General features: G+C 34.1%; 15 protein-coding genes and 2 pseudogenes. 12 read left to right on the top strand and 5 right to left on the bottom strand.

Features of this window, described 5'->3' with window-relative positions; all coding sequences use genetic code 11:
• The first annotated feature begins 50 nt into the window (after window positions 1-50).
• The 8 genes and pseudogenes from KH180_RS10390 (at window position 51) to KH180_RS16980 (ending at window position 4,922) form a co-directional block, all read left to right on the top strand.
• Complete coding sequence (locus KH180_RS10390; RefSeq protein WP_290759998.1) at window positions 51-314, top strand: RNA methyltransferase; 264 nt, start codon at window positions 51-53, stop codon at window positions 312-314.
• 33 nt (window positions 315-347) lie between these two features.
• Window positions 348-1,826 carry an ATP-dependent nuclease gene (locus KH180_RS10385; protein ID WP_290759996.1) on the top strand — a complete coding sequence of 493 codons (1,479 nt, stop codon included), beginning with the start codon at window positions 348-350 and terminating at the stop codon, window positions 1,824-1,826.
• 606 nt (window positions 1,827-2,432) lie between these two features.
• Window positions 2,433-2,525: pseudogene (locus KH180_RS16995) on the top strand (DUF7675 family protein); the annotation flags it as partial.
• A 147-nt stretch (window positions 2,526-2,672) separates the two neighbouring features.
• Window positions 2,673-2,939, top strand: coding sequence for a TnpV protein (locus tag KH180_RS10380; protein ID WP_290759994.1), 267 nt, complete (start codon window positions 2,673-2,675; stop codon window positions 2,937-2,939).
• On the top strand, window positions 2,932-3,207 hold the full coding sequence (locus KH180_RS10375) for a hypothetical protein (RefSeq protein WP_290759992.1): 276 nt from the start codon (window positions 2,932-2,934) through the stop codon (window positions 3,205-3,207). Before KH180_RS10380 ends, KH180_RS10375 begins: the two co-directional genes overlap by 8 nt.
• Before the next feature lie 517 nt (window positions 3,208-3,724).
• The gene (locus tag KH180_RS16990; protein WP_442859917.1) at window positions 3,725-3,880 is read left to right on the top strand and encodes a hypothetical protein; all 156 of its coding nucleotides are present in this window, start codon (window positions 3,725-3,727) and stop codon (window positions 3,878-3,880) included.
• A 3-nt stretch (window positions 3,881-3,883) separates the two neighbouring features.
• Window positions 3,884-4,618: pseudogene (locus KH180_RS16985) on the top strand (IS256 family transposase).
• On the top strand, window positions 4,608-4,922 hold the full coding sequence (locus tag KH180_RS16980; RefSeq protein ID WP_442859919.1) for a transposase: 315 nt from the start codon (window positions 4,608-4,610) through the stop codon (window positions 4,920-4,922). The pseudogene KH180_RS16985 and the gene KH180_RS16980 overlap by 11 nt, the downstream one beginning before the upstream one ends.
• 193 nt (window positions 4,923-5,115) lie before the next feature.
• On the opposite strand, the gene KH180_RS10365 is transcribed toward KH180_RS16980, so the two are convergent.
• From KH180_RS10365 to KH180_RS10345, 5 genes are all read right to left on the bottom strand, one after another.
• Complete coding sequence (locus tag KH180_RS10365; RefSeq protein WP_290759990.1) at window positions 5,116-7,449, bottom strand: DEAD/DEAH box helicase; 2,334 nt, start codon at window positions 7,447-7,449, stop codon at window positions 5,116-5,118.
• Window positions 7,446-8,135, bottom strand: a complete 690-nt coding sequence (locus KH180_RS10360; protein ID WP_290759988.1) for a hypothetical protein — start codon at window positions 8,133-8,135, stop codon at window positions 7,446-7,448. Before KH180_RS10360 ends, KH180_RS10365 begins: the two co-directional genes overlap by 4 nt.
• A 10-nt stretch (window positions 8,136-8,145) precedes the next feature.
• Window positions 8,146-10,332, bottom strand: coding sequence for a DEAD/DEAH box helicase (locus KH180_RS10355; protein WP_290759987.1), 2,187 nt, complete (start codon window positions 10,330-10,332; stop codon window positions 8,146-8,148).
• 2 nt (window positions 10,333-10,334) lie between these two features.
• Window positions 10,335-12,137, bottom strand: coding sequence for a site-specific DNA-methyltransferase (locus tag KH180_RS10350; RefSeq protein ID WP_290759985.1), 1,803 nt, complete (start codon window positions 12,135-12,137; stop codon window positions 10,335-10,337).
• Window positions 12,138-12,245: 108 nt separating this feature from the next.
• Window positions 12,246-12,452: a helix-turn-helix domain-containing protein gene (locus KH180_RS10345; protein WP_290759983.1), complete on the bottom strand. Its 207-nt coding sequence runs from the start codon at window positions 12,450-12,452 to the stop codon at window positions 12,246-12,248.
• A gap of 673 nt (window positions 12,453-13,125) precedes the next feature.
• Between KH180_RS10345 and KH180_RS16975 the strand changes: the two genes are divergently transcribed.
• The 4 genes from KH180_RS16975 (at window position 13,126) to KH180_RS16860 (ending at window position 14,092) form a co-directional block, all read left to right on the top strand.
• Window positions 13,126-13,293, top strand: coding sequence for a replication initiator protein A (locus KH180_RS16975; RefSeq protein ID WP_442859916.1), 168 nt, complete (start codon window positions 13,126-13,128; stop codon window positions 13,291-13,293).
• On the top strand, window positions 13,289-13,465 hold the full coding sequence (locus tag KH180_RS16970; protein ID WP_442859918.1) for a hypothetical protein: 177 nt from the start codon (window positions 13,289-13,291) through the stop codon (window positions 13,463-13,465). The genes KH180_RS16975 and KH180_RS16970 overlap by 5 nt, the downstream gene beginning before the upstream one ends.
• A 315-nt stretch (window positions 13,466-13,780) precedes the next feature.
• The gene (locus KH180_RS16770) at window positions 13,781-13,921 is read left to right on the top strand and encodes a hypothetical protein (RefSeq protein ID WP_330624519.1); all 141 of its coding nucleotides are present in this window, start codon (window positions 13,781-13,783) and stop codon (window positions 13,919-13,921) included.
• 33 nt (window positions 13,922-13,954) lie between these two features.
• The gene (locus KH180_RS16860; RefSeq protein WP_334300443.1) at window positions 13,955-14,092 is read left to right on the top strand and encodes a hypothetical protein; all 138 of its coding nucleotides are present in this window, start codon (window positions 13,955-13,957) and stop codon (window positions 14,090-14,092) included.
• Window positions 14,093-14,303 lie beyond the last annotated feature (211 nt).

The raw sequence follows: 14,303 nt of genomic DNA, 5'->3' as shown, positions 1-14,303 counted from the left end.
CTGATAGAGCAATCAATGTAAAAGTGAAGTTTGGCAAGAGTGGAGATTAAGTGCCGTTTGACAATATTGCCAAGAGAGCCGAAGCTTACAAGCCGAAAGAGCGAGTTACTTATAAGATGATTAAGGAGTACATAGAAGCGAAATATGGCTTCAAGGTACATATTGCATATATTGCAGAAGTAAAACGGGATTTAGGCTTACCGATGTACGATGCACCTAATACGGTAGAGGAATTGAAACAGCCGAGGAAGCATCCGACAGCAGAAAAAGTGGAAGCGATTAAGGATGCGTTGAAGCATTTTGAAATTATTTAATTAGTTTTAACTTATAGATATGGAGGAGATTTTTTGAAAGAACTAGAGATTGAAATAAATAAAATTAAAAATATAAAAAAGGGGAAATTATCAATTCCGCTTCGTCGAGGTATTTATGGTATTATTGGGAACAATGGTACAGGGAAAAGTACAATTATGACTTGTTTAGCTCAAGTTGTGTTTTCTCATAGTTTAGATGCATTAAGAGATGAAGATATAGTAGAGGAATCCTATGTTTGGTTAAGTGATGGAGAAAAAACTGCTAAATGGCATCGTCAGAATGATGCATGGAAGTCAATAGAACCCCCAAGGAAAAGAGTTCATTATAACGGTATGTACGAAGGCAGCTTATTCTATGGTACTAGATTCAATGATTCCAAGATTGTTGATGATTTGCTTTATATGGAAAAAATTGATAGTCGTGATATAATAGAAGCAGATGATTATATCAAAGATAATCTGAGCTATATTTTGCATGGTAATTATAATTTTTACAGGACATTGAAAAGAATTCGTAATAAACGGATAGCAGCAATTTTAGAATTGGAGAATACACCCTACTTTCAAGAATTTAGAGGAAAGTTAGTGAGTCAGTATAGGATGAGTTCTGGAGAATGCCTTTTAATATCGCTGTTACATTTTATATATAATGCCATAGTTAGAAGATCATTGCCTCAAGATCAACCCATAATAATGTTGATTGATGAAATTGAGTTAGCTTTACATCCGATTGCTGTTGTTAGGTTGCTTGAGTTGTTAAGTGAACTAATAAAACAGCATCATAATTTAGTAGTAATTTTATCTTCACATTCGCCAGAGGTTATAAGAATTATTCAACCTAATAATTTATTTCAGATAGAATTATCTAAGCAAGAAGAAGGGCTGATAGAAGTGAATACTCCTTGTTATCCGAGTTATGCTATTAGAGATGTGTATATGCATGATGGCTTTGATTTTGTAATATTGGTGGAGGACTATTTGGCTAAAAAGATAGTACAAGCTATTATTGATGAAAAAGATATATCTAGAAGTAAGCTCATAAATATTTTGCCAGTTGGAGGATGGAGTAATGTACTGAATTTACAACATGAATTGTATATACATTCTACTTTTGGTGCAGGAACAAAGATTTTCAGTATTTTGGATGGTGATATAAAAGAGAGTGTTGGACAACAGTATAAGGATTATCCCAAACTTTTTATACCAATAGGAAGTATTGAAAAATTTTTAAAAGAAGTATTGGTTACGAATGTGAATGCACAAATAAAGAAAGAAATAAACGATAAATTTTTTAATGTGAAATCTGTAGATAATCTTATAGCTGAATATGTCAAAACAAACAAAAAAAAGGACGAAGACGGAAAAGAGTTGTATAAAATAATTCGTGTTGATTTTGAAAATCGTTCTATAGCCGAGATGACATTTGTAGAAAACATATGTAAAATTGCTAAAAAATATATTGATTTTTCCAAATTTGAAACTAATTTAGAAAAATTTTTAAAAAGCGAATAATTACAGTTGATGCAAATCAAAATCTTATAGTATAAGGAAAAGTTAAAAAATATATTGTGAACATTTGAAGTGACAGCTAGCTTATACTTATTAACAGCAACACAGGCAGCTGCAAGGCGTGCAATTGCATCCCTATTTATCTTTTTCCTTTGAAATTACATACGAACAGGCAGTAGCTTATCGTAAGCTTACTGGAAATTCTGTTCGCAAAAACAGTTGGAAAGATCTGACTGTAGAAGTTTCTATTACGCTATGACAAAAAGTGTCGTTGAGAAATCAGCGGCACCTTTTGCGTGCCAAAACAAGGTTAGGTGATATATTTGATGTTTGAAGAAAAAAGAGGATTAAAGATTGCTATCTAGGTAAAGGGATTTTCAGAAAGAGAGAAAAGAGTGTTTCCAGATAAAGACCCGATGAAGATATGTAAAGAATTCATCTAGTCGCAAATAGGAGAGAGTCTTGTTAAAGAATATTATGATAATTATTCAAAGAGTGGTTATCTTCCTATGCTTAATCAGATGATTGAAGACGCATTGCATTATTTTAAAATGATATAAGCTTAATTGAGGGTGACTGAATGCAAGATAAAACAGATTTAATACGTTTGCAGATTATGCATATAATCTTACATCAGAGCAGAAGGAAACATTTAATAAAGAAAATTCATATTGGAAAGACTTTTTCAATGATAGACAATAGAATAATTGCAGTTTGTATTGGATGAGAAGAAAAAATTCTTTGAATGTAAACTGTGATTTATATTTATGAAGGTGCAATCGGCACATTGGTTTTATGAAAAATTATCCGTTATGATGAAGATACAAAATATGAAACGGAGGAATTCTAATGAAATCAATTTATGAAACTACTGGCAATGGGAATGAGCAACAAGGCGATTATATGTATCCTAATATCCGTGTGAATGTTGAAAATGAGTATCATATCGGTGTATGGGGACAGCGATATCGTAAACTTTTACAAGAACATTACAAGATTATTTACTTCAACTTTTTAACGAAAGGTACGCTTTACGAATATCTTGCCCAGAAGGAAAATGTAACAGAAAAACTCGAGGTAGACAAATACGATGTTATGGGCGCAAAAGATGAATAATATCCGTAGCAGAGCTACAGCAATTGTGAATAGTGAGGTGATTTCTTGTTTTCAAGCAGATGTACCGAATGAAGTAGAGAACATTTCTGCTACAACTACTACGGAGGAAATTCAAGAAATCACACAAGAAATACCTTTGGCAGATGGTGATACGCTTGAACATAATGCAGATAATGTACCGGGGATTGGTGATGTTGAGAAAGAAGAAATAACGTCATTGGTAGCAACAAAATCTACAACGGAAATTGCAGAAATTACAACAAAATAAGAGCCAACAAAAGAAAAAATCACTGTCACAACAGTTTATAAATCTGAGAAGAAAAAATTGAGATTAATCTTACAACACCGACAGTAATAGAAAATAAGATTGACATTGATTATTGCATCAATTATGCAAAGAATTTTGCTCAAAATATCGGTTTAGAAAATAATAATTCTGCCACAGAATGTTAGGATAATCCTATATCAATTACATCAAGAACAACCCATACAATCGCAAATATTGAAAGTCATTAGAACAGATACAAGAACTTATAAGGCTTTGAAAGTGACTGCATTTGGTACGAAAAGGTGAATACAAATGAATTTGAAATCTACATAGGATACATTTAATACAACAGAAGGCAAGGGAACTGAACCCTTGCCTTTGTTCATTTTTATACAGTAAATGAGATGCTATTTTATCTTAGCGAGCAGTGCATTTGTATATCTAGGGGACTATCCCAAAGATTGTGTAAACTTTCAAATTGATGTAAGATAAAACTACTCAGTTTGAAGGTTTTATTATGGTAAGAATAAAAGACACACCACAGAAAGCAGCCATGCGTGACATGATGCGTGATTATCTGAAAAACAATGATGTCAGCATCAAAAGTGGTACCGATGTAAACTCTGTCATGCGGGATATGATGTCTGTCCTGTTGGAGGGCGCGCTTGATTAAGAACTGGGGGAAGAACTCGGTTACTCCAAGTATGATTACCGCAACAAAGAGACGGATAACAGCCGAAGCGGTCACTCACAGAAAACCATGCATACCAGTTATGGGGATATGGAGGTCTCTATCCCACGAGACCGCAATGGAGAGTATGTACCAGCGTTAGTTAAGAAATACCAGAATACGGTTACCCAGGACATGGAGGAAAAGATTCTCTCAATGTATGCCAAAGGCATGACAACAGGCGACATCGAATTCCATATGAAAGAGCTTTATGACATTGATATCTCTGACAGCACTATCTGCCGGATTACCTATAAGATTCTGCCAATCGTCAGAGAATGGCAGGAACCCTCTTGAAGAAGACTACGCAGTGAAGGACGGATTGTGAAACGGGCTGTTTATATTGCACTGGGGATTGATATGGACGGAAGAAAAGAGGTTCTCGACATGTACGTAGGTGAAAATGAAAGTGCTAAGTTCTGGTTGTCCATTATGAATGGATTGAAAAATCGAGGTGGGGCAGATATCCTGATTGCCTATGTGGATGGACTTACCGGTTTTTTGCAAGCGATAGAGGCTGTTTACCCACAAACGAAGGTACAGCAGTGTATGATCCACCAGATTCGCAATTCCACAAAATTTGTATCCTACAAGGACATTAAAAAGCTGATGTCTGATCTGAAGCGTGTGTACGCTGCGTCAACAGAAGAGACTGCTTTGAATGAACTAGATACTGTTTAAAGATAAATGGGATGGAAAATACCCAAAAATCTATAAATCCTGGCATGATAACTGGGCGAACCTGTCTACCTACTTTAAATATCCAGAACCTGTGAGACGCCTGATTTACACAACAAATGCAATAGAAGGATTAAACCGTCAGCTACAGATAGTAACCAAGTGTAAGACGATTTTCCCCTCAGATGACAGTTTGTTAAAAATGCTGTATCTGGCTACAATGGACATCAATAAAAAATGGACAGGCCACCGTCAGGAATGGGGCAGATTCACTCATAGCTGGAGATTTATTTTGAAGAGAGATTAGAAAATCGAAGGATATAAAAAGCACCTGATTCTACCAGTTTTATTGACATGTAAAAAATGGTAGTATAATGCAAATAAGGGCAGATATCTCTGACCTTATGTGACTATTAACCTATCTTATATCAGTTTTTTCTGTTTACACAAAAAACTGATACTCTCTCATATCTAGATACACAAATGTCTCGTTAGGTACTCTAAGACTTATCAGAGTAAATGTATTGTTCAATAGATGCTAATTTATCTTCATCTAGATCATTGATTTTTTCGTTAAATGCAATTTCTCGTTCGTCTATAGTTTCAACACACTCGGATAACCATTCAATTTCTTCAAAAGAAAATCCATATCGAAGCATCCATATCTCGGTTAAGTCTTCTGTCCCATATTTAATCAGTTTTGCCAATCTCTCAGCACGATTATCTTGATATTCAATAGAATACTGATGAAAAATAGCATAAAACAGATCACTTAGCTTAAATCCAATGAGTTTATCAAGAAAATCATATGTATCATAAACAATTCGGTCATAGTCTACATCTTTTCCTTTTGTCTCAGAAGGAAACAAAGGAAAGGCACGAAGGTTTTTGTCAGGGATATCATTATATCCTGCAATATATCGAACTGTCAGATTATCAGCTGTTTCTTTTAGCCCTTTCTGCGATAACAAGCGTCTTTGTGCAGCTTTTGAAACATAAGCGTATCTTTCCTGACATATTTTGCTGAATGTTTTTCCGTGCACTTTCCAAATCATAATTTTTATCGCTGAATCGAAAATATATTTTTCTGCCGCAGTTAATTCTCGACCAAGGTATTGTTTATATAAGCATTGAAAATCCTCATATACCTCTTTGGCAACTGCATTTGGCAATACAAACCCCGTATCTGTAAACATCATATCAAGTAGGGTAGGAACAATAGTAGTGACACTATCGGATTTTAGCTTCTCTAGGTCTTTATTTGTCAGGTTATATTCATCAGAAAATTCACCAGTTTTAATTGCTTCTTTATATTCCTCGTATTTTTTATCCATTGTATCATCTGTTGTATCTAGTCGAGATTCTGGGGAAAGAGTGTTCTTTTTTCGACATACATTACGAAACCTGCTCATTGCATTTGGGCGTAATATCACGCTACCGTAATCGAATACTGGTTTGTTTGTTGAACGGCCTGCTCTACCAATTAGGTTTTTAACGGAGAGTGTCTTACTTTCTTCAAGTCTGTTAAGATAGACTACATCAAACGGCATGTTGATACCCTGTTCCAAAGTAGAAGTTGCAAAACAGATTCTACAGAAACCACGCTGTGTAAAATGTTCTAATATTAGGCGGGCAGTTAATGGCATAGAACCGTGATGAACAACGATACCGCATTTTAATTTTTCTAGCATATCAGAACTATAAAAAAACTTTTCAGTTGTCGAAGCGCCGATATAATCCTTTAGATTTTCTATCATATTCAAAGCAATTGAGTCATCAATCGGGTGGCACATAGAGATATACTTTTGAAACTGACTATATATCTGTTTACTGTAAATATGTGTTTTAGAAACATAGATAAGTACGCTACCACCTTTTTGCAAGGCAGCTTCAATAGGATCGAAAGTTGATTCTAATTTATGTCTTCCAAGTATTTTTGGGTCGCTGCCAAAGTGGTAAAATTTTTGATTAGTCGTATCGTGAGTATAAAAAATTTGTCCAACATTTTTTAACTCATAATTATTGTACGCTGAAGTCGTATCGATAATCTTAATATCATTCTTTTGTAATTGTGCTTCCGGATTTTCAACAAATGGATGTGCAAAAACAAATTTTGCATTAGGGAAATATTTGAGTGCTCGCCTTACAATACTGTCAAAGTAAAGACCACGAACTGAGTTTTCATCGCTAAGTTGAGCTTCATCAAATAGAATCAAATCTATTTTTAGCCAATCTTTATTTTTAAATAAATCTTTTGCTCGTTCGGGAGTCAATATAAAAATATTCCTGTTACTATGTTTTGTGTTTATTTTATCAACAAAAGTTAAAATATTTACCTTTTTTCTATTTACGATGTTACTCAAGCGAGTATAATACTCGTTGATTAAAGCTCTTGAAGGAACAATAACAACTACATCGTTTGAGTAGGCAGATATAAGATTACGGAAAACAAAGGATTTCCCTGTGCTTGTTGGTGCAGAGAAACTAAAATATTGTAATTCCTTGATTTTTTTGAGAATATCTGCTTGCATTGGTGTATAGTCATTTCCAAGCTCGTCTTTAAGTTGATTATGGTACATCTCAAAAATTGACCCAGTAAGACTTTCGATTTTGGGATGTTTGAAAAACAACCCCATTGTTTCAATAATATTCTGTTCATATTTCCTAAAATATTCTGGTTGGAACAATTTTATGTAAGAAATGACTTCCAATACCACAGAGTTATTGGGACCATTTTTGTAAATCTCAGATTGAACATAATTGATAATCTGATCTAAATCTTCCCCTTTGCGTATTTTAGCAATAATATTACCTTTTTGTAATATAGTATTCATAAGTCAACCGCCACCAAGATAATTTCCTCATATTGAAGTAAGAACTGAAAATCTTCACGTTTTTTTATATTTTTTATTATTTTGTCTGTACTTGTGACTTTTGCTGAGAAAGCAGCAGAAAATCCTTTTCTTCCGTCAGCAGCTCCTTGTAACGCTGATAATGTACAGAATGGCTTTAATTCTGGAAGATCCTCAATATCTTTCCCATTTTTAATGAAACCAACAATTTGAGGTAATGCCGACGAGTATGCTGTTGTAGCAGAAACATACTTTGCTTCTCCAAAAATAACAGTATCAGTAAGATTGTTCTGTGAATGAAAATCAAATCCGGGATTTCCAGAACGCTTTTTTGCTACAAGTTCATCGAGTGGAATGTCCAAATAGTCAAGTTTTTGAATCATAGTTTCTCTAGCCAATTCGGATACAACATACTCTCCAGCGTCTTTACTAATGCTGTCATTGATACATTGGTCAAATTTTGTCTTTATGTCATTTATGGTTTTCTGGGCACGAGAAGCAAAAGCCTTTTTCTCAAAGTCTTGATCAAATTTATTTAGCCAAGATAAGTCCATAAGTATACGTAAAATATCTGATAATGTTTCAGATATATCTTCAGGATCTATCCTGAAAAATTGAACTTTTGCAGGTGATAACTCAGTTAACACTTTATGGTCAGTTATTATCAATGAAATCACCTCACTTCAAAATATTGCTCAATATAATCCAATTTTCGCATTGAATATCATCAGAATATTCGTCCATACAAATACAAAGTTCATCGGTTGTAGCATCGTTTCGCACGATACCACCTTTAAGTTTATATTTATCAAGATATGCTTTCAGCACATCAAATTTCTTTGGAGTAAAGATGTCTATATCTTGACTATTTCCACTACGGTCGAAACCGCCTTTTGTTTCTATAATCCATATATCATTACCTGAAGAGAGAATGTAGTCAGGGTAGAATAATTTCTGCTTACTTGAGTTATCTTGGTAAACGACAGATAAATATTCGTTTCCTTTATCGCCGTTCTTGTACCACCAATCCACGCTATCTGAGTTTTCGCAGAACTTTTCAAATTTAACTTCAGGAGCAGAGCGTGGTGCGGCAGAAGACAAGTAGTTTTGATAAACATTTTTTCTTCTTACCAACTGAGTTTTCGCATCGCCATTGTATGTAAATAGACAAGCACCAGGGATATGAAAATCAAAAGTAGATGTAGCTGGTAAATCTAACTGCAACTGTGCGATTTCGGCGGCCATTGCTTCACGCACCAAATATTTAAGTCTATCAGCATTATTAAGCACAAAAGAATAAACCTCTCTTGGCTCAAGAAGCAGCACTTTACGACTATAATTAAATTTTTTGTCAAATAATTTACGGATAATGGTATTCATAAAAGAATATTCCATACCAATCTCTAAGCCGATTTGACCGATTTTTTGATGATAATCTCGTCCGTGAATATGTGTATTAAGCTTTTCAGATACTGCGATGGAGTTCATATCTTTTGATGAAAAATCAAGAGTAGATGTTTCTCCTGAAATTGTATGTTTAATAATATTCTCATCAAATACGAAACCAGCAGTCTGCAAGCGTGTCTTGTTCTCAGTAGTTCTAGCACTAACACCCAATTTTTTTTCCATATATGAAACGATAGCAGTTAATGCCTTTTGTGGATTCCTTGTAGAAGTAACCATCGTTCTCTGTTCGCCAGTGAGAGTGATATTCTTAAATTCATTCTTTAGGAAAAGGGTAGTAGCATTAAGTGCGTTTTTGCCTAGAGCCAATTTAACACCAGCAGTAAACTTTTCATCAAGGGTATATAAGTAGCAACAATCTAGTAGATCGCTTCCATAATGTTTAGCTTCAGGCATACGGCGAATACGACCAATAGTCTGTATTTCAAAAGTTTCGTCCATGTTGTCACGAAGTTTAACGAGAATATGTGCTCTAGGGCAGTCCCAACCAGTAGCAACTGCTTGCTTGATGATAACGGCAGATATCTCTGAATTGACACTATCTATATTTTCTAGGTTTTCGTGTTGATTTGATAACCATACGGCTAACTGTCCGTTCTCGTAGGTTAATCCTTGTTTTTCAAAATATTTTTCTACACCATCTTGTAAGTTATCCGATTTGTTAGGTAACTGAACAACGATAAGAGGGTTAATATCAGCTTTTCTTTGTAAAAACTCTGAACGAAGTTCTTGTTGCTTTACAAGTGCTTTTTCAAGTAAAAATGCAGTTTGATTTTCAGTATCAACACTTTGAGGAAAGTCAGGGTTGATTACAAGCATTTTCTTGATAAGACCTGCGGCAATAACTTCACTTTCAGGGATTTCAATGATCTTTGCTTTTGCGATACTCTTAGGTGTAGCAGAACAACGAATAATCTTGTCGGTATTAAAATACTGAATAATTTCATCTGCTTTAATGGTATTATTTTGATGGCTTTCATCCACAATGATAACGAAGTTCAAGCAGTCATTTAAAGCGTTTTGAATATGCTCTATAAAATTTGTACGTTCACTATCTTTAAGAGCGTTATTGCCTTTTTTAGTGAGTTTTTCCCAGTTGATAAAGCAACTGTCATTTTCCTCAAAACCAGTAGTCATAACATCGGATAAGAGCTTTGTTTGTGAAGCGTGAATGTATTTATCCATCTTCGCTTTGCTCTGTTCTTCAAGATTACCTTTACCCGGTGTGAGCCATACGAATACTGTTTTTGAATATGACTGAATGTACTGGTGCATAAAATAAGTTAAAATGATAGTTTTACCACTACCCGTAGGACTTTTTAAGATGATGTCACGGGCAGAAGTGTCCATTGCTTCAAACAATGATTTCACAGCATTAAGCTGAAATTCTTTTAGTTCCATCTTTAGTCCTCCTGTAAATCCCTGTAATAATAATCAGGGATAATATTGACTTCAATTTCACGCTCGGAAATTGCAAATTCTTGTTCTTCACTTGGTAGGAGGTCGTGTCCCATATAAAGCTTCTTACAAGAAGAAAATGCGTCTATATTAGTAATAAATTCTTCTAACTCGTCCTCAGTAAGTACAAACGCTATTTCCTTATTGCTAGTGAAATTAAGGCTATTTTCAAGCTCAACCAGTTCTTTTATATGAGCAAGAAGTTCATGGGCATATTCATAGTACATACGCTCTGAAATTGGAATATAGTCTACTTTGTAATATTTAAGAGAATCAGAACAGCCTTCTTTGTCGATTACACGCTTAATACGTTTATAAGTAACATCACGGCATATGTTATTCTCATTGTTGGTGCAAAGAATGAATTTTCTATTGCCACCATCCTCGGCATTCAACTTTATTACGGCGTGTCCAGTAGTACCTGAGCCCGCAAAGAAGTCGAGAATAGTGAGATTATGTTCTGGTTTTAGGGAAAGTAAATACTGGAGCATTTCTAAATTTTTGGGGTTGTTGAAATTAGAACGTTCTCCCATTATTTGCGATAAAGTGTTGGTTCCTTCATTTGTTGAAAATTGAATAATGCTACGAGAATTACTTTTTTCTATGGAAACATAAAATAATCGACCGTCTATTTCTTTAATATTATCAATGCTAACGAAAGTGCGTTTTTTTACAGCATAATTAGGTTTTTTTCCGGTAATAATGATGTTGTCTTTTTCAGTATTGAATTTATCTAGAGACCAAGTCCAGCATCCTAGTTTTCCACGCACTTTAGGAGGGAGAATTGGAAAATATCCATTTGAAAGCAATGAACTATCGTGTGAATATATTTCATCTATGCTATTGGATGTTTTTGCAAGTTCTATATCATAATCCGGAAGCCCAATTTTATCATTTGTTTCAGGGTTGAAATATACAGTGTATCCTAAATTTGGACGAGCATTAAGTGTTCCACCTTCACCTCGTGTTGTAATGGCATCGCCTATATAAAAATAACGATTTCCTTCTTTCAAAGCAGGACGCATTTTTTCTGTTTTATGTATTAAAGTTGGTTTTACACGTGTTCCATTTAAGTAGATTGGATTTTTTCGATAAGCAAGGATATATTCGTGATTTTTTTGAATATTTATGGTGTCGTTCTTAGCATTCATTTTATCTTGAATGATTGTTCCCATATAATTATCAGCACCAAAGATTTCATCACATAGTATCTTTAAAGGTGCTTGCTCATTATCATCAATAGAGATAAAAATAGCACCATTTCGACATAAAAGCTTTTTGGCAATTATTAGTCTTTTAGAGATAAAAGAACTCCATTTACTGTGTTTAAATAAATCATCTGTGTTTATAAATGTATCATCATATATAAAGTCTTTGCTTCCAGTATTGTAAGGCGGATCAATGTATATCACATCAATTTTACCTTTATGAGTTTTTTCTAATAATTTAAGTGAAGCAAGATTATCTCCTTCAATGAGGAAGTTCATATTGCCACCATTATTTATGAATAAATCTTCATTTTCCGTTAAAACGGGTGTATGTGTAGATAAAACTTCATCAATTTCCTCACGATGTTCCTCGAATACAAGACCGTACTTTTTACCATTCACATCTTTTTCAAGGTCGGAAAGGTAGGATAGTAGGTTGCCAGTGTTTTCATCTTGAGGAGCAGATGATACAAAAGTGCGTAATTCTTTGATTTTGGCAATCAAATCTTCACGCTTTTGCTTTGAAATGTTTATACTCATAAAAATCCTCCATCATCGGGCGAAGGATAGAGTATCGCTCTCCTAAGTCCGAGTTAATTGTTCAAGTCCTTATGGGGACGGGAGTTTTCTCTCGTCCTCTATATTTTTCTAAACTGTTTTTGTAAATTCAAGAATGTCATCAACTTTGCAGTCTAAAACATTACAAATCTTTTCAATACTTTCCATAGAAACATACTGATCTCTTTTTAAGCGAGTAATAATATTTGCACTGACTTCAGCTTTACTTGCAAGCTGAGCATTGGAAATTTTCATATCAATTAGTAAGTGAAATAACTTATCGTATTTAACAGCCATAACAGTCCTCCCATTACATTAAAAATATCCAATAATAGTATATCACGAAATCGTTAAAAAGCCAATAATTATTACACAACATCACCGTAAAAGGGGCGTAGTTTATTTCTTAAAACTATGTCTAAGAAATAGGTTGTCATTCTGATTTTTAATTCCAAACAAGCGAAGGGAATTTTTATTAATATCCGATATCTTGATGTATGTTAGTACAAACAAGTGAGAGGACTTTTATCCCCTCAATATTTTTACAACTGAATGATTGGCTGAATAAAATATGACCTTGTGAGGATATGAGCAAGGCAAATTCTGTGAAATTTAGAAAGGCATACAGAAACAATATTCAGGTAGACAGATAAAAGCACTTATTCGAAAAATAGAGAAGAAAAATATATTAGTAGGATAAATACCTTGGTTTGAACATTTCGAGGGCTTACAGAAGAAAAAATGTAAATAGTGCCCCGAGATGTTACAAAAAATGATGGTTGGAAATGAGGTGGTAAATTGCCCCGAATGAGTAAAAACAGAAAGTTGGAATGGAGATTTTTTCTCAATTATAGAAAGCGAATCACATATAACGATGTTTGTCGTAAATGTCAAAGGGAGTGCAAGCAGAATTTCTGTGTTTTGGTTATCCAATGCCTAAATTATGTGAGAAAGGAGCAAAGAAAGAAAAATGAATAAGTATTTTACAATATCGGAAGCACAGTGCTCCGTTTTCTACAAAGTGCCAAAGGGGCTGTTTACTGATGATAAATACAAGAAAGTATCTACTGATGCAAAAAAGCTGTACGCATTGTTACTAGACCGAATGTATTTAGTCAGTAAAGAAAGGTCGAATTGATGAATACGGCAGAGCCTATCAGGTATTTACAGTCAAAGAGGCTCAAGAACTGTTAAACTCCGGTCCTCACAAGATAATTAGGTTGTTTAAGGAACTTGAGAACATTTATCTAATAGAGCGTAAGTATCGGGGACAAGGGAAAGCAAGCCATATTTACCTGCTGAAATTATAAGAAGTAGACTTTTGGGACTTCTAAAAGTCGGCATAATAGAATGTAGTAATACTAATAGAACTAGATATTTACTATTTGAAAAAAATATCTCTTTCATTTAAATATATTAATGTATATAGATATCTCCATATTAAGAAGCAATGCTTTTTGCGGGTAGTAAGGAAAGGACAATATTATGGCTAATAAAAATAGAATTAAATTTGAAAACATAGTATTTTTTTCTAAATATTGAAGGTGGTAAAATAAATAGAGAAGTAAAGAAATGCGTTCTGTATCCGAGAGTTAGTACCAAGATTCAGGTTGATGGATAGCCTTGTGGATCAGAAAAATAGTTTCAAGAGGTTTGTAAGCCGTAAGGGAATGGAGATTGTTAGTATTTATGAGGATGCAGGGAAATTAATAGAAGGGCAACCTGCATTTAAGAAAATGCTTTCCGATATAAAGAATGGATTGTAGATAGAGTACATTTTTGTTTATAAATTTTCTCGTTTGGGAAGAAATGCAGCTGACATCCTAAATTTTTTAGAATTTGTTCAAGCTTATGGGATAGACTTTATCTGTATTGAAAAAGGGATTGACTCATTCCAGACAAACGACAGGCTCTTAAAAGCTGAATTCATCCCCTAAGGGTAAGTGAACAGGATTGCGATAATGTTGAGTAGACAACTTATATATCACAGAAAATAAATAATATTTTTAGTTGTATCTAAGAGGGGTGCTTTTTCTGCGCATATGAAAAACTATGAATACATGATATAATTATTAAAACTAATCCAGACAGAGGAGATCTGTTTATATAAAAATAACATAGAATTCAATGTTAAAGTGAAATACATAG

Source organism: Anaerostipes sp. (assembly GCF_018381315.1).
In the GTDB taxonomy this organism is placed as follows: Bacteria; Bacillota; Clostridia; order Lachnospirales; family Lachnospiraceae; genus Anaerostipes.
This window is presented reverse-complemented; position numbering and strand designations above follow the sequence as displayed.

Coding starts and splice junctions, on each gene's coding strand:
- KH180_RS16975 (WP_442859916.1), top strand. CDS start 13,126: ATGAATAAGTATTTTACAATATCGGAAGCACAGTGCTCCGTTTTCTAC.
- KH180_RS10375 (WP_290759992.1), top strand. CDS start 2,932: ATGAATAATATCCGTAGCAGAGCTACAGCAATTGTGAATAGTGAGGTG.
- KH180_RS10380 (WP_290759994.1), top strand. CDS start 2,673: ATGAAATCAATTTATGAAACTACTGGCAATGGGAATGAGCAACAAGGC.
- KH180_RS10345 (WP_290759983.1), bottom strand. CDS start 12,452: ATGGCTGTTAAATACGATAAGTTATTTCACTTACTAATTGATATGAAA.
- KH180_RS10355 (WP_290759987.1), bottom strand. CDS start 10,332: ATGGAACTAAAAGAATTTCAGCTTAATGCTGTGAAATCATTGTTTGAA.
- KH180_RS10350 (WP_290759985.1), bottom strand. CDS start 12,137: ATGAGTATAAACATTTCAAAGCAAAAGCGTGAAGATTTGATTGCCAAA.
- KH180_RS16990 (WP_442859917.1), top strand. CDS start 3,725: ATGGTAAGAATAAAAGACACACCACAGAAAGCAGCCATGCGTGACATG.
- KH180_RS10365 (WP_290759990.1), bottom strand. CDS start 7,449: ATGAATACTATATTACAAAAAGGTAATATTATTGCTAAAATACGCAAA.